13 protein-coding genes are annotated in these 14,229 nt (G+C 59.0%); 4 read left to right on the top strand and 9 right to left on the bottom strand.

What is annotated here, in order from left to right; translation table 11 throughout:
* Positions 1-122 precede the first annotated feature (122 nt).
* Genes leuS through holA form a run of 3 tightly spaced genes read left to right on the top strand, consistent with a single transcriptional unit; the run spans position 123 to position 4,316 of the window.
* Positions 123-2,756, top strand: a complete 2,634-nt coding sequence (leuS, locus tag OU993_RS07800; protein WP_268155936.1) for a leucine--tRNA ligase — start codon at positions 123-125, stop codon at positions 2,754-2,756.
* Positions 2,746-3,273, top strand: a complete 528-nt coding sequence (locus OU993_RS07795; RefSeq protein ID WP_442792886.1) for a hypothetical protein — start codon at positions 2,746-2,748, stop codon at positions 3,271-3,273. The genes leuS and OU993_RS07795 overlap by 11 nt, the downstream gene beginning before the upstream one ends.
* Positions 3,273-4,316: a DNA polymerase III subunit delta gene (holA, locus tag OU993_RS07790; RefSeq protein WP_268155935.1), complete on the top strand. Its 1,044-nt coding sequence runs from the start codon at positions 3,273-3,275 to the stop codon at positions 4,314-4,316. Before OU993_RS07795 ends, holA begins: the two co-directional genes overlap by 1 nt.
* A gap of 35 nt (positions 4,317-4,351) precedes the next feature.
* On the opposite strand, the gene OU993_RS07785 is transcribed toward holA, so the two are convergent.
* The 9 genes from OU993_RS07785 to OU993_RS28855 form a co-directional block, all read right to left on the bottom strand.
* Positions 4,352-5,233 (bottom strand): ParB/RepB/Spo0J family partition protein, encoded by an 882-nt coding sequence (locus OU993_RS07785; RefSeq protein WP_268155933.1) that lies wholly within the window; start codon positions 5,231-5,233, stop codon positions 4,352-4,354.
* 22 nt (positions 5,234-5,255) lie between these two features.
* Complete coding sequence (locus tag OU993_RS07780; RefSeq protein WP_268155931.1) at positions 5,256-6,047, bottom strand: ParA family protein; 792 nt, start codon at positions 6,045-6,047, stop codon at positions 5,256-5,258.
* A 20-nt stretch (positions 6,048-6,067) separates the two neighbouring features.
* Positions 6,068-6,685, bottom strand: coding sequence for a 16S rRNA (guanine(527)-N(7))-methyltransferase RsmG (gene rsmG, locus OU993_RS07775; RefSeq protein WP_268155929.1), 618 nt, complete (start codon positions 6,683-6,685; stop codon positions 6,068-6,070).
* Positions 6,685-8,559, bottom strand: a complete 1,875-nt coding sequence (gene mnmG / locus OU993_RS07770; RefSeq protein WP_268157570.1) for a tRNA uridine-5-carboxymethylaminomethyl(34) synthesis enzyme MnmG — start codon at positions 8,557-8,559, stop codon at positions 6,685-6,687. Before mnmG ends, rsmG begins: the two co-directional genes overlap by 1 nt.
* Before the next feature lie 37 nt (positions 8,560-8,596).
* A complete protein-coding gene (gene mnmE, locus OU993_RS07765; protein WP_268155927.1) occupies positions 8,597-9,907 on the bottom strand; it encodes a tRNA uridine-5-carboxymethylaminomethyl(34) synthesis GTPase MnmE in 1,311 nt (436 codons plus the stop codon).
* Positions 9,908-9,970: 63 nt separating this feature from the next.
* Complete coding sequence (gene rho / locus OU993_RS07760) at positions 9,971-11,236, bottom strand: transcription termination factor Rho (protein WP_139346276.1); 1,266 nt, start codon at positions 11,234-11,236, stop codon at positions 9,971-9,973.
* 167 nt (positions 11,237-11,403) lie between these two features.
* Positions 11,404-11,940 (bottom strand): protoporphyrinogen oxidase HemJ, encoded by a 537-nt coding sequence (hemJ, locus tag OU993_RS07755; protein WP_268155921.1) that lies wholly within the window; start codon positions 11,938-11,940, stop codon positions 11,404-11,406.
* A gap of 3 nt (positions 11,941-11,943) precedes the next feature.
* Positions 11,944-12,969, bottom strand: a complete 1,026-nt coding sequence (gene hemE / locus OU993_RS07750) for a uroporphyrinogen decarboxylase (RefSeq protein ID WP_268155920.1) — start codon at positions 12,967-12,969, stop codon at positions 11,944-11,946.
* Between the two features lie 26 nt (positions 12,970-12,995).
* Positions 12,996-13,040: a hypothetical protein gene (locus tag OU993_RS28855; RefSeq protein WP_442792939.1), complete on the bottom strand. Its 45-nt coding sequence runs from the start codon at positions 13,038-13,040 to the stop codon at positions 12,996-12,998.
* A 334-nt stretch (positions 13,041-13,374) separates the two neighbouring features.
* Between OU993_RS28855 and OU993_RS07745 the strand changes: the two genes are divergently transcribed.
* Positions 13,375-14,196: a pyruvate, water dikinase regulatory protein gene (locus OU993_RS07745; protein WP_268157569.1), complete on the top strand. Its 822-nt coding sequence runs from the start codon at positions 13,375-13,377 to the stop codon at positions 14,194-14,196.
* Positions 14,197-14,229 lie beyond the last annotated feature (33 nt).

Below are 14,229 nucleotides of genomic sequence, written 5' to 3'. Positions count from 1 at the left end.
CATGTCCCCCACATGCCAAGGGCGTGATGCGGAAATTTGCCGGAAACGCCGCCAAAACTTGACGCTTCCTGCCATTCGTGGTGAAGGTCACCCATCTTATTCGTACCCGGAATTTCATTGAAATGGCGACCGAACGTTACAATCCGCGGGATGCCGAACCCCGTTGGCAAAAGAAGTGGGCCGAAGCGAAAACCTTCGAGACCGACAATGGCGACCCGCGCGACAAATATTACGTGCTCGAGATGTTTCCCTATCCGTCGGGACGCATTCACATGGGCCACGTGCGCAATTATGCGATGGGCGATGTGGTGGCGCGCTACAAGCGTGCCCGCGGCTTCAACGTTCTTCACCCGATGGGTTGGGATGCCTTCGGCATGCCGGCGGAAAATGCCGCCATGCAGAACAAGGTGCATCCCAAGGAATGGACCTACCAGAACATCGCCACCATGCGGGCCCAGCTGAAATCCATGGGGCTGTCGCTGGACTGGTCGCGCGAGTTTGCGACCTGCGACGTAGAATACTACCATCGTCAGCAGCACCTCTTCCTCGACATGATGGAAAAGGGACTTGTCTATCGCAAGCAGTCCAAGGTGAACTGGGACCCGGTCGACCAGACGGTTCTCGCCAACGAGCAGGTCATCGACGGACGCGGCTGGCGTTCCGGTGCGCTGGTGGAACAGCGCGAGCTAACCCAGTGGTTCTTCAAGATTACCGATTTTGCCCAGGATCTGCTGGACGCGCTCGACACACTCGATCAGTGGCCGGACAAAGTCCGCCTGATGCAGAAGAACTGGATCGGCCGCTCCGAGGGTCTCACGATCCGCTGGGAACTGGCGGACCAGAGCCGTGCGGCCGCCGATTGCAGCGAGATCGAGGTCTACACCACGCGGCCGGACACGCTGTTTGGTGCCTCCTTCCTGGCCATCTCCGCCGATCATCCTGTGGCGAAGGCGCTGTCTGCCTCCCGCGCCGACGTGAACGAATTCTGCGAGGAATGCCGCCGCCAGGGAACGTCGCTTGCAGCACTCGAAACCGCAGAAAAGAAGGGCCTGGATACCGGGCTGACCGTCAAGCATCCGCTCGATCCTTCCTGGGAACTGCCGGTCTATATCGCCAACTTCGTGCTGATGGATTACGGCACGGGCGCCATCTTCGGCTGCCCCTCCGGCGACCAGCGCGACCTGGATTTTGCCCGCAAATATGACCTGCCGGTCGTTCCCGTGGTCATGCCGGCCGATGGTGATGCGGCAAGTTTCGAGATCGGCGCGGAAGCCTATGACGGCGACGGCGTGATGATCAATTCGCGCTTCCTCAATGGCCTGCCGACGGATGAGGCCTTCCAGAAGGTGGCCGACATGCTGACCGGGCAGACGCTCGGCAACGCACCGCAGGCGGCCCGCAAGGTGAACTTCCGTCTGCGCGACTGGGGCATTTCCCGTCAGCGTTATTGGGGTTGCCCGATCCCGGTCATCCACTGCGATGACTGCGGCGTTGTTCCGGTACCGAAACAGGATCTGCCGGTGAAACTGCCGGACGACGTGACCTTCGACGTGCCCGGCAATCCGCTGGACCGGCATCCGACCTGGCGCAACGTGGCCTGCCCGCATTGCGGCAAAGCGGCACGCCGCGAGACGGACACGATGGATACCTTCGTTGATTCCAGCTGGTATTTCACCCGCTTCACCGCGCCTTGGGAAAACAACCCAACGGATCCGAAAGTGGCGGATCACTGGTTGCCGGTGGATCAGTATATCGGCGGGATCGAACACGCGATTCTGCATCTTCTCTATTCGCGCTTCTTCACCCGCGCCATGCGCGAGACCGGCCATGTGGGGCTGAACGAACCCTTCAAGGGCCTGTTTACCCAGGGCATGGTGGTGCACGAAACCTATCGCCTGGGCGAAGGCCAGAACGGCCAGTGGGTGGCACCGGCGGAAATCCGCATTGAGGAAGTGGATGGCGCTCGTAAGGCCTATCTCATCGCCTCTGGTGAAGAGGTCAGCATCGGCTCGATCGAGAAGATGTCGAAGTCGAAGAAGAACGTCGTCGATCCGGACGATATCATCGCGTCTTACGGCGCCGATACGGCTCGCTTTTTCGTTCTCTCCGACTCGCCGCCGGACCGCGACGTGATCTGGTCGGAAGCCGGTGTCGAGGGTGCCCACCGTTTTGTCCAGCGCGTCTGGCGCCTGATCTCAGAAGCAGCACCGTTTCTGAGGTCGGTCTCCGGGAATCCGGCTAAAGAAGGTCCTGCGCTCGCCATTTCTCAGGCGGCCCACAAGACCTTGCAGGCGGTGCAGGGGGATTACGACAAGCTGGCCTTCAACAAGGCCGTGGCGCGCATCTATGAGCTGGTCAATACGCTGGCCGCTCCGCTCACCAAGGTGGCGGCTGGCGGCGAGGATGCCGCCTATGTCGCAGCCCTTCGCAACGCGACCGAAATCCTGGTTCAGCTTGTCGCCCCGATGACCCCGCACCTGGCAGAGGAATGCTGGACGGTTCTCGGTCGCGATGGTTACGTCGCCGAAACGCCGTGGCCGGCTTTCGATCCGGAACTCGTTGCCGACGACCAGGTGCTGATGCCGGTGCAGATCAACGGTAAGAAGCGCGCGGAATTGACAATCGCCCGCGACGCGGATCAGAATACCGTGCAGCAGGCAGCGCTGCAATTGGAGGCCGTTCAGGCAGCCCTGGCTGGCGGACAGCCGAAGAAGATCATCGTCGTCCCACAGAGGATCATCAACATTGTTGTTTGAGCTTTCGCCCGTCCTTCGGCGCGCTGGTCGCGTTACCCTGTTCCTGGCGGCCGCCGGTTTGATTGCCGGCTGCCAGGTTCGCCCTCTGTATTCGACAAGCAGCGCCGTTCCGCAGAAGCTGGCGGCGATCAAGATTTCGCCCGCCGATGACCGGGTGGAACAGGTGGTTCGCAACCGGCTCATCTTCCTGATGACCGGCGGGGCAGGGGAACCGGCAGCCTCCGATTACCAGTTGCAGATGAACGTCACCTCTGCGCGCGCCAACATTCTGGATGACGAAATTTCCACCGCGCTGACGCCCGGCCGCGTCACGGTGACCGCAACCTACAGCCTGAGTTCGACGAAGGACTCCAAGGTGCTGAAGCAGGGGACGCGGTCCGTGACGGCGCTTGTCGACATCGGCAACCAGGAATTCGCCAAACTTCGTGCCTATCGTGATGCCGAGGATCGCGCTGGCCGCGAACTCGCTGAATTCATCCGTGCGGATCTTGCGTCCGTTCTTGGCCGCCAGGACTGATGGCAGACATCAAGGCACACGAATTCGATCGCTTTCTACCGAAAGCGATCGATCTTTACCGGATCTTCCTGGTCTATGGACCGGACCGGGGCCTCATTTCCGAGCGTGCGGCGGAACTTGCCGCCAAGGCCGGCGCCAAGCCGGATGATCCGTTTTCCTTTACCAGGATGGACCTTTCTGACCTTCAGGGCGATCCTGGCAGGCTGGTGGACGAGGTGAATGCACTTGGCCTGTTTGGCGGTGCCAAGGTGATCTGGGTCAAAGGAACCGGCTCCGACAAGGCACTGACCGACGGCTTGCAGGTGCTGCTCTCTGGCGCTATGCCGGAGAACCTGCTGATCATCGAGGGCGGCGACCTGAAAAAGACCAGTGCGCTCCGCAAGCTCTGCGAAACGGGCAAAATTTCTGTTGCCATTCCCTGTTATGCCGATGACATCAAAGCGCTGAACCAGCTGGTCGATCAGGAACTGTCGGCTGAAAATCTGAAGATCACCTCCGACGCGCGTGAACGGCTTCTCGAAGTGCTGGGGGGCGATCGTGTTGCCTCCCGAAACGAAATCCGCAAACTCGCTCTCTATTGCCGCGGGGCGGGAACGGTGACCGAAGAGCATGTGCTGGATATCATCGGCGATGCCAGCGCGATATCAACCGACGATGCCGTCGATTGCGTGCTGAAGGGTGACGTGGCCGGTCTGCATCGTGCGGTACAGAAGATCACCGCATCCAAGACGCCGATCTTCCTGGTGCTCCAGTCCTGCCTCAAGCAGTTCCAGCTTCTTGACCTGATGCGGACGGAGATGGAGGAAAAACGCACGCCAATCGCCCAGGTGATGCAGACGACCGGGCGCCATATCCACTTCAAACGAAAGCCGCTGTTCGAGACTGCATTGCGCAACTGGGGGCCGGACGCCCTCGCGCGCGAGGCCAATCGCCTACAGAATGCCGTGCTGCAATCGCGCCAGAAGGCGGTGCTGGAAGATACGATCGCCTTCCAGACACTGCTTACCACGGCGCTTCAATCCGCCCGCTCAGCCGGACGTTAACGCGTCAGCGAAACAAGACCCAAGGGGCGTTCCGGTCAGCGGCGCTCGAGAAGCCGGCAAATCTCTTCCAGCTGTTCCAGCGTGCGATAGCTGATCTTGATCTGCCCGCCGGTTCCCTTGTGGTTGATCTTGATATCGAGACCGAGCGAATCCGACAGGCTGCGTTCGAGTGCAAGCGTATCGGAATCCTTTTCCTTGCTGCGATTGACGTTTTGCGGTTCCGACTGTGCCTTGATGTCGTTCTGGGCAAGGCGCTCGGCATCCCGGACGGACATGCCCTTCGTGACGATCGTCCGCGCTAACGAGACCGGATCAGAGGTGGAGACCAGCGCCCTTGCATGACCGGCCGACAGATCCCCCGACGCCAGCATGTCTCGGACGGGGTCCGGCAGTTTCAGAAGTCGCAGGCTGTTGGCGACGTGGCTTCGGCTTTTTCCGATGATTTCGCCGAGATCATTCTGCGTGTAGCCATGTTCGGCAATCAACTGCTCGTAGCCCAATGCTTCTTCGAGCGGGTTGAGGTCGGAGCGCTGAACATTTTCCACGATCGCGATTTCGAGCGCTGTCCGGTCGTCCACGTCACGGACGATGACCGGGATCTCGATCAGCCCCGCAAGTTGAGCCGCACGCCAGCGTCTTTCACCGGCGATAATCTCGAAATTCGAGCCGCGCGGACGAACCACAACCGGCTGAACGATGCCGTGCTGACGGATCGAACTCGAAAGATCCTGAAGCTCCGCTTCATCAAACATGCGCCGCGGATTGCGAGGGTTGCGGCTGATATGTTCGATGGGCACCATCCGGTCGGGACTGATCGCCTTTGCCGAGGGTTCTCCGAGGGGAACCGTCTGGTCAATTTCGCCAATCAGTGCAGCCAGGCCGCGGCCAAGTCGCCGCTTGGATGGATCATCACTCATGCTTCATTACCTTCGAAGGACTTCAAGCCGCCTTACGGCGCCGTTCACGCTGGATGACCTCCGATGCCAGCTGCAGATAGGCCTGACTGCCGGCACATTTGAGATCATAGAGGATAGCCGGCTTACCATAAGAAGGCGCTTCTGACACCCGCACATTGCGCGGAATGAGCGTGTGGTAAACCTTTTCCCCGAGATAGGTACGAACATCACTGACAACCTGTTGCGCCAGATTGTTGCGCGCGTCGAACATCGTCAACACGACACCTTGAATGTCAAGCCGCGGATTGACCGTTTGGCGTACCTGGTTGACCGTTTCCAGGAGCTGGCTGAGGCCTTCCAGCGCAAAAAACTCGCATTGCAGTGGCACGAGAACGGAATGTGCCGCAGCCATGGCGTTGATCGTCAGCAGATTAAACGAGGGAGGGCAGTCCAACAGGATATAGCTGTAGGCACCGGCTTCCTCACTCGTCAGCGCTCGACGGAGACGGAATGCACGGTCCGACTGCTGTGCGATCTCCATTTCAAGGCCCAACAGATCCATCGTCGATGGAATGATCGAAAGGTTGGGAACGGCAGTCGCAACCGCGGCCTCTTGCAGGGTGCAATTGCCCATCATCACGTCGAAGGACGAAATCTTCCGGTCGCGACGATCGATGCCCAATCCGGTGCTGGCATTGCCCTGCGGATCGAGATCAACGATCAGAACCTGCTCCCCGATAGCGGCGAGCGCGGTGGCCAGATTGATCGCCGTCGTGGTTTTGCCGACGCCGCCCTTCTGGTTGGCGATCGTGATGATGCGATTAAGCTCGGTCATTGGGACACCTGCGGATGAGGTCAAACCTGATGCTGCAGATTGGAGATTTCCAGAACGACGGAATCGTCTTCAATCGCGCTGAAGTGTTGTACCAAATCAAAGGACCAACGACCATTGGCTTTGTTAACTTCGTTGGCGTAATCCCGCCCTTTATGCAGAAAAGCCTTGACGTTTTCCTTGCCGGCCATCCACGGGGCGCAGTAATCGAGCAATAAAGGCAGTTCGGCCAGCGCCCGGGCAGAAATCCGGTCACATTGGGGGATCAAGCGCGGTGCCTGTTCGATCCGGACGGGGTGAACACTGCCGCGCCCGCCGGTCTCCAACAGGGCCGTGCGCAGGAAGGAGGCCTTCTTCTGATTGCTTTCAACCAGGTGAACCCAACCGCCGTTTAATTCTGCCAAGAAGATCGCGGTGATGATCCCAGGGAACCCGCCACCAGATCCCAGGTCGACCCAGACCTGTGGTCCCGGGGAGAGCTGGAAAATCTGCGCACTGTCCGCCACATGCCTTTGCCAAAAGTCAGCTTTGGTCGATGGCGCAACGAGATTGATCGATTTTGCCCACCGCTGAAACAAAGCCTCAAAGCGCGAGAGACGCTGCTCTGTTTCACGTGAAACATCCCTACCGTTCAGTTGCATCAAGAGACTCGCATTTCGCGAGAAGAGATATCCCGCTTCTTCACCAGAGAGATCAGCAGCGCCAAGGCAGCCGGGGTCATGCCATCAACTTTGGCGGCCTGGGCGATGTTGCGTGGTTTCATCCGCTCCAGTTTCAGCCTCAATTCATTCGAGAGACCTGAAATGCCGGTAAAATCGAACTCCTCAGGGATTTTGCGATCCTCATCGCGCTGGACGGCCTGAATGTCCGCATTCTGTCGATCCAGATAGACCGCATAACCGGCTTCGATCTCCAGTGCCTCGGCGACTTTTGGCGCCAGGCTGCGCAGTTCAGGCCAAACGGCGGAGACAACGGACATGGTGATATCCGGATAGGAAAGGAGGTCATAACCGCGCCGTCTTTGCCCATCCTCGTTCAAGCGAATATTGTGGGCACGTGCTTCCTTGGGCGTGAGCGACACACCCTGCAAGATCGTACGGCCTCGATCCATTTCGGAAACATAGTGATCGAACCGCGCGCGGCGCGCATCCCCCACAAGACCAAGGTTGATCCCTGTCGGCGTCAGCCGAATATCCGCGTTATCGGCCCGCAAGGAGAGGCGGTATTCGGCCCTTGAGGTGAACATGCGATACGGCTCCGTCACGCCCCGCGACGTTAGATCATCCACCATCACCCCGATATAGGAATCTGTCCGGCTAAACATATGACTTGCCAGACCGGCGGCATGCCGCGCGGCATTCAAACCCGCAACCAGCCCCTGCGCAGCGGCTTCTTCGTAGCCCGTGGTGCCGTTGATCTGCCCGGCCAGAAACAGTCCGGGCATCTTCTTCAATTGAAGATCGGGCGTCAGCTCCCGCGGGTCGACATGGTCATATTCGATGGCATAACCCGGCTGCAGAATGGATACCTTTTCCAAGCCGGGGATTGTGCGGATGAACAGTTCCTGCACATCGGCCGGAAGCGAGGTCGAGATCCCGTTCGGATAAACCGTGTGGTCGTCCAGGCCTTCCGGCTCCAGGAAAATCTGATGGCCGTCCCGTTCTCCGAACCGAACGATCTTGTCTTCAATCGACGGGCAATAACGAGGGCCGACTCCGGTGATCTGGCCCGAATACATGGCCGACTTGGTGATGTTGTCAGCGATGATACGATGCGTTGCATCAACAGTGCGCGTAACACCACACGCGATCTGCGGCGTGTTGATGAGGTCGGTCATGAAGGAGAACGGTACGGGCTCCTCATCAGCCTCCTGCCGCCCAACGGCATCCCAGTCGATCGTGCGGCCGTCCAATCGTGCCGGCGTGCCGGTCTTGAGGCGCCCGAGGGTCAAGCCGAGTGAGGTGAGGGTCGCCGACAATCCGACAGACGGAGCCTCGCCGACACGCCCGGCCTCAACTGTATCGGAACCGATATGAATAACGCCCCTCAGGAAGGTGCCTGTTGTCAGAACCACGGCCTGTGTCGGCAGGATTCGTCCATCGGACATGACCACGCCGGTGATCACGGTTCCATCGCGCTGCAGATCAAAGGCGTCGCCCTCGATGACCTCGAGATTGGCCTGTGCCGCAATCGCAGCCTGCATGGCCTCCCGGTAGAGTTTGCGATCCGCCTGGGTTCGGGGCCCCCGGACGGCAGGACCCTTTTTCCGATTCAACAAGCGAAACTGGATGCCGGCGACGTCCGCGATCCGTCCCATCAGACCGTCCAGCGCGTCGATTTCCCGCACCAGATGTCCCTTGCCGAGACCCCCGATGGCCGGGTTACAGGACATGACGCCAATCGTCTCCCGCCGATGGGTGACGAGTGCCGTCTTTGCGCCCAACCGCGCTGACGCAGATGCAGCTTCACATCCGGCGTGTCCACCGCCGATCACAATCACATCAAACTTGGTCATGGTCGTTACCAACTGCCCGGGCAGTGTTTCACGTGAGTCATTTCCCGATGCAGAATTCGGAAAAAATGACGTCGAGCATATCTTCAACGTCAACGCGCCCCGTAATGCGGCCGAGGGAATCCGCCGCCAATCGCAGGCTTTCTGCGCGAAGATCGAGTTGGGTTCCCTTTAGCGCTTCCTGCAGGAAATTGGAAGCCTTCTGAAGATGGCCGACGTGCCGAAGCCGACCGGCACCCAGACTGGCAATTGATGACCAGTTCTCCCGCGCGCGTTCGATAATAGCCTGCCGGATACGATCCAGCCCTTCTCCGCTGGTGACAGAGAGACAGAAGTCGAAGCGATTGTCAGAAGGGGCGTATTTGTCTGCCTTGGTGCCGATGCGAAGAAGTGGGCGATCGGGCCCGATCTCAGGAAATTGTTGCGGAGACGAATCGATTTCTTCGAGAAGCAAAACAAGGTCCGCTTGATCCGCGGCCTTGCGCGCCCGGCGGATGCCTTCCTGTTCAACAAGATCTGCCGTCTCGCGAAGACCTGCCGTATCCGAAAAACGGACCAGGAAACCATCCAAGTCGAGATCGACCTCAATCACATCACGCGTCGTGCCGGCGATCTCCGTGACAATGGCGACATCGCGCTCGACCAACGCATTCAGAAAGCTTGACTTGCCGGCATTCGGTGGGCCGAGAATGACGACTTTAAACGCGTCGCGAACAGAACCTGCCTTTTCCGTCGCTATGATCTGACGATCAATTTCCTCTGCGATACGCGCCACATCGGCCCAAACCTGATCGGAAACGGAGCCGGGAACGTCATCCTCATCGGCGAAATCGAGTTCCGCTTCAATCAGAGCGCGGGCTCGCGTCAGTGCCGTTGCCCATTCATGGTAACGCCGGGAAAGCCCGCCGGCACTCTGTTCAATCGCAAGGCGCCGCTGCATCTCGGTTTCTGCCGAAATCAGGTCACCCAGCCCTTCCACTTCCACAAGATCGAGCTTGCCGTTGTTGAAGGCCCTTTGGGTGAATTCGCCTGGTTCCGCCGGACGAAGTCCGAGTTCTCTCAATTCGGCAAAGATCGCATTAACAACGGCGCGGCTGCCGTGAACCTGAAGTTCGAGACAATCTTCACCGGTAAAAGAGGCTGGTCCGGGAAAAACAAGGACAAGACCCGAATCAATCAGGTCTTTGTTTCGGCGGCGAATCGAACGCAGAACCATTGCACGTTTGCGTGGAAGGTTCTCAACGAGAAAACCGGCCGCGTGAAACGCAGCCGGTCCGCTGATCCTGATGACGGCAACGCCGGAAGGGTTCGCTCCGCTCGAAAGCGCGAAGATCGTATCGTGATCCGTCATCATACCAAACCAACGAATGAAGCCGGATAGCCAAACAAGAGGCGATTGGAATCCGGCTATCCGTTACGTGTTCATCGAGTCGAAGAAGTCGCCGTTGTTCTTGGTCTGCTTGAGCTTGTCGATGAGGAACTCGATCGCATCGGTCGTTCCCATCGGCGCCAGGATACGGCGCAGGACAAAGATCTTTTGCAGATCCTGGCGCGGCACCAGCAGGTCTTCCTTACGAGTGCCGGACTTTAGGATATCCATCGCCGGGAAGATACGTTTGTCGGCGACCTTGCGGTCCAGCACGATTTCCGAGTTGCCGGTGCCCTTGAATTCTTCGAAGATAACTTCGTCCATACGGCTGCCGGTATCGATCAGCGCCGTCGCGATGATCGTCAGCGAGCCGCCTTCTTCGATGTTGCGCGCCGCACCGAAGAAACGCTTCGGGCGCTGCAGGGCGTTCGCATCCACACCGCCGGTCAGAACCTTGCCGGACGAGGGAACCACGGTGTTATAGGCGCGGCCGAGGCGGGTGATGGAATCGAGCAGGATGACAACGTCGCGTCCGTGCTCCACCAGGCGCTTGGCCTTTTCGATGACCATTTCGGCCACCTGGACGTGGCGTACGGCGGGTTCATCGAAGGTCGACGAGACCACTTCACCGCGCACGGAACGCTGCATGTCGGTGACTTCTTCCGGACGTTCGTCGATCAAAAGCACGATCAGATAACATTCCGGATGATTGGCCGTGATGGAATGGGCAATGTTCTGCAGCAGAACGGTCTTACCGGTGCGCGGCGGCGCGACGATCAGGCCACGTTGACCCTTGCCGAGCGGCGCAACCAGATCAATAACTCGGGCGGACAAATCCTTTGAGGTCGGGACATCGAGTTCCATCTTGAACCGCTCGTTCGGATAGAGCGGCGTCAGGTTATCGAAGTGGACCTTGTGGCGGATCTTCTCCGGATCATCGAAGTTGATCGTGTTGACCTTCAGAAGCGCAAAATACCGTTCACCTTCCTTCGGACCGCGAATCGGACCCTCAACCGTATCGCCGGTCTTCAGCGAAAAACGGCGGATCTGCGAAGGAGAAATATAGATATCGTCCGGGCCGGGCAGGTAATTGGCATTGGCCGAACGCAGGAAACCGAAACCATCCTGCAAGACTTCGACCACGCCTTCGCCGATGATTTCCACATCCTGGCTGGCAAGAACCTTCAGGATCGCGAACATCAATTCCTGCTTGCGCATGGTGCTCGCGTTTTCGACCTCCAGGGATTCTGCGAAGGTCAGCAGGTCGGTGGGCGACTTGCTCTTGAGTTCTTGAAGCTTCATTTCAGCCATGAAGAAGGACCGCTTTGGACTTTTGAGGGAAATGGCGTGTTTGTGAAGATGCTTCCGCGGCCTGCCGCGGATGTCTGATATGCACACAAACTACGAGAGAGAAGTGCGGCGAAAATAGCCGTTCGGACTCCGCATCGCAAGGGGGGATGAAAACAATTCTCCGAATGTCAGAACGGCTTCACGATCACGAGAATGACGATCAACATCATCAGAACGGTCGGAACCTCGTTCATCATCCGCCAGTACCGTGCCGACCGACGGGGGCCATCCGCGGCAAACTGCCGGACGGCGCGGCTCTGGTGCATGTGGGCAATCGTCAACAGGACCACCAGCAGGATCTTGGCATGCAGCCAGCCGCCCTGGAACCGGAAACCATCAAAGGCGAGGTAAAGGCCGAGCACCCAGGTGATCATCATCGCCGGGTTCATGATCACCTTCAACAGCCGCCGTTCCATCACCTTGAAGGTTTCAGACTGGTCAGAGCCAGGCGGGGCATCCGTGTGGTAGATGAACAGGCGCGGCAGGTAAAAAAGCCCTGCCATCCAGGCAATCACCGCAATCACGTGAAAGGCCTTCAGCCACAGATAAAGATCATCCGGGCGGGCAAGGTAGATGCCGCCGAGCAGGCCAACGAAGACGGCAAGCGCTACTGCGGCCCGCAGACCGGCCTTGCGTCCGGGTATGGCATCGGTCTGTTTCTGCATCGCTCAGCCCCTGATCCGCTTTACCAGTTGCGAGACGTGCTCCGGTTTAGCCTCCGGTGTGATGCCATGCCCGAGATTGAAGACGAGGGGCCCATCTCCGAGCGCGGACAGGATCCGGTCGATGCCTTCGTCCAGAGCCTGGCCGCCGGCCACCACCCGCATCGGATCGAGATTGCCCTGCACCGGGCCATCCTTCTGCAGCTCGGCGGCAAAGCTCAGCGGCACCGACCAGTCGAGCCCGATCATGTCGGCGCCAGTCTGCTGGCGATAGTGTTTCAGGTTCATGCCGGCACCCTTGGCAAAGGCGATGACCTTCGCCTGAGGCCGGCGCGACTTGACGGAACGGATGACGCGGGCGACCGGCTCCACCGCATAGGCGGCAAATTCGGTCTCGCCCAAAACACCTGCCCAGCTGTCAAAAATCTGCACCGCATCAGCGCCGGCATCGATCTGCGTCACCAGATAATCCGCCGAAAGCTCGGCGAGCAGTGACAGAAGCTGTTCCAAGGCCTTCGGATGACGATAACCGAACAGCCGGGCAGGGGCCTGATCGGGCGTCCCGTGACCGGCGATCATGTAGGTGGCGACCGTCCAGGGCGCGCCGCAGAAACCGAGAAGCGTCGTTTCCGCCGGCAGTGCCGAACGGATCTGGCCGACCGCCTGGATCACCGGTTTCAGGTGGTCCAGAACGCCATCTGCCGTCAAAGCCGTGATGCCGGCCTCGTCGATCGGGTCCATACGCGGGCCGGAGCCTTCCACGAAATGCACGTTCCGCTTCAGCGCATCGGGAATGACCAGGATATCGGAAAACAGGATCGCCGCATCGAAACCGTAACGCCGGATCGGCTGAAGGGTTACCTCCGTTGCCAGATCCGGCGAATAACAGAGATCGAGGAAGCTCCCGGCTTCCGCCCGTGTCCTGCGATATTCGGGAAGGTAACGACCTGCCTGTCTCATCAGCCAGATGGGGGGTGGCGAAACGGTCGATCCGTTCAGGACCTCCATCACCTTGCGGCGTACTGCAGCCAAGAGGGTGTCCTCCAAAACAAAGAAATCTAGAATCTCTTGATTTGATGATTCTTAGAGTCGGTGACTATCAAGGATCATTCTCTTTGCACAGTCCAGCATGCGCCAGTGCGACAACACGGCCCAGCCGGGAGAAGATCCGGCATGTTCGGGATAAGTACGAAGGTCTTCGGATTTTACTACGTAGAATCAGTGTCTTCGAGAAAGCCGCGCTCTTCAGGGCGCTGTGGATAACCTGTGACCCATCTTCGCCTTGACGTTCTCTCTCCCAGTTACCCACAGCCGTGGAAAAAGCCTCGCCACAGAAGGGTCGAATGTGGATAAAATGCCACTTATCCTTCCGCCTCCGCTCCCGGGCCGGCGGAGCCCGACCTTTTCCCAAGTTATGAACAGAGGATGAAGATTAACGTGGAGAACCGCAAAAGCTTCTTCCATCTGCACCTCATATCTGACTCAACCGGCGAAACACTGATCTCTGCCGGTCGTGCTGCATCGGCGCAGTTCCGCTCGGCCCTGCCGATCGAACATGTGTATCCTTTGATCCGCAATCGTCGCCAGCTGATGCCGGTGCTGCAAGCAATCGACGAGAAGCCGGGCATCGTGCTCTATACGATCGTCGATCAGGATCTCGCCAATCATGTCGATGAACGCTGCAAGGAGTTGGGGGTTCCGAGCGTCAATCTGCTGGAACCGGTTTTGGCGACCTTTCAGGCCTATCTCGGTGATCGGTCTCGGCGCCGTGTCGGTGCACAGCACGCACTGAACGCAGACTATTTCCGGCGGATCGATGCGCTGAATTTCGCCATGGATCATGACGATGGGCAGATGGCGGAAAGCTATGATGAGGCCGATGTGGTGATCGTCGGTATCAGTCGGACCTCGAAAACCCCGACCTGCATCTATCTCGCCAATCGGGGTATCAAGGCAGCCAACATTCCGATCGTCCCCGACGTGCCCCTGCCACCGTCATTGTTGTCGGCGACCAAACCGCTGATCGTCGGGTTGATCGCGACCACCGACCGTATCTCGCAGGTCCGGGAGAACCGCGAACTGGGAACGGTCGCGGGTTTTGATCGCAGTCATTATACCGATCGCGCCAATATCAATGAGGAGCTGAAATATGCCCGCGCGCTCTGTGCGCGGCATCAGTGGCCGATCATCGATGTGACGCGGCGGTCGATCGAAGAAACGGCAGCGGCCATCGTTGCCCTGCGGCCTAAGCTGCGATAATGCCGAATCCATGCCGTAACCAGGGAGTGCTCC

It is taken from the genome of Rhizobium sp. SL86, from assembly GCF_026672545.1.
Taxonomy (GTDB): domain Bacteria; phylum Pseudomonadota; class Alphaproteobacteria; order Rhizobiales; family Rhizobiaceae; genus Neorhizobium.
Note: the sequence above shows the minus strand (reverse complement) of the source record. Positions and strands in the feature narration are given on the sequence as shown.

Bases quoted from the DNA above. Each gene is read 5' to 3' on its own strand.
- leuS (WP_268155936.1), top strand. From the start codon at position 123: ATGGCGACCGAACGTTACAATCCGCGGGATGCCGAACCCCGTTGGCAA.
- holA (WP_268155935.1), top strand. From the start codon at position 3,273: ATGGCAGACATCAAGGCACACGAATTCGATCGCTTTCTACCGAAAGCG.
- OU993_RS07785 (WP_268155933.1), bottom strand. From the start codon at position 5,233: ATGAGTGATGATCCATCCAAGCGGCGACTTGGCCGCGGCCTGGCTGCA.
- OU993_RS07780 (WP_268155931.1), bottom strand. From the start codon at position 6,047: ATGACCGAGCTTAATCGCATCATCACGATCGCCAACCAGAAGGGCGGC.
- rsmG (WP_268155929.1), bottom strand. From the start codon at position 6,685: ATGCAACTGAACGGTAGGGATGTTTCACGTGAAACAGAGCAGCGTCTC.
- mnmG (WP_268157570.1), bottom strand. From the start codon at position 8,559: ATGACCAAGTTTGATGTGATTGTGATCGGCGGTGGACACGCCGGATGT.
- mnmE (WP_268155927.1), bottom strand. From the start codon at position 9,907: ATGACGGATCACGATACGATCTTCGCGCTTTCGAGCGGAGCGAACCCT.
- rho (WP_139346276.1), bottom strand. From the start codon at position 11,236: ATGGCTGAAATGAAGCTTCAAGAACTCAAGAGCAAGTCGCCCACCGAC.
- hemJ (WP_268155921.1), bottom strand. From the start codon at position 11,940: ATGCAGAAACAGACCGATGCCATACCCGGACGCAAGGCCGGTCTGCGG.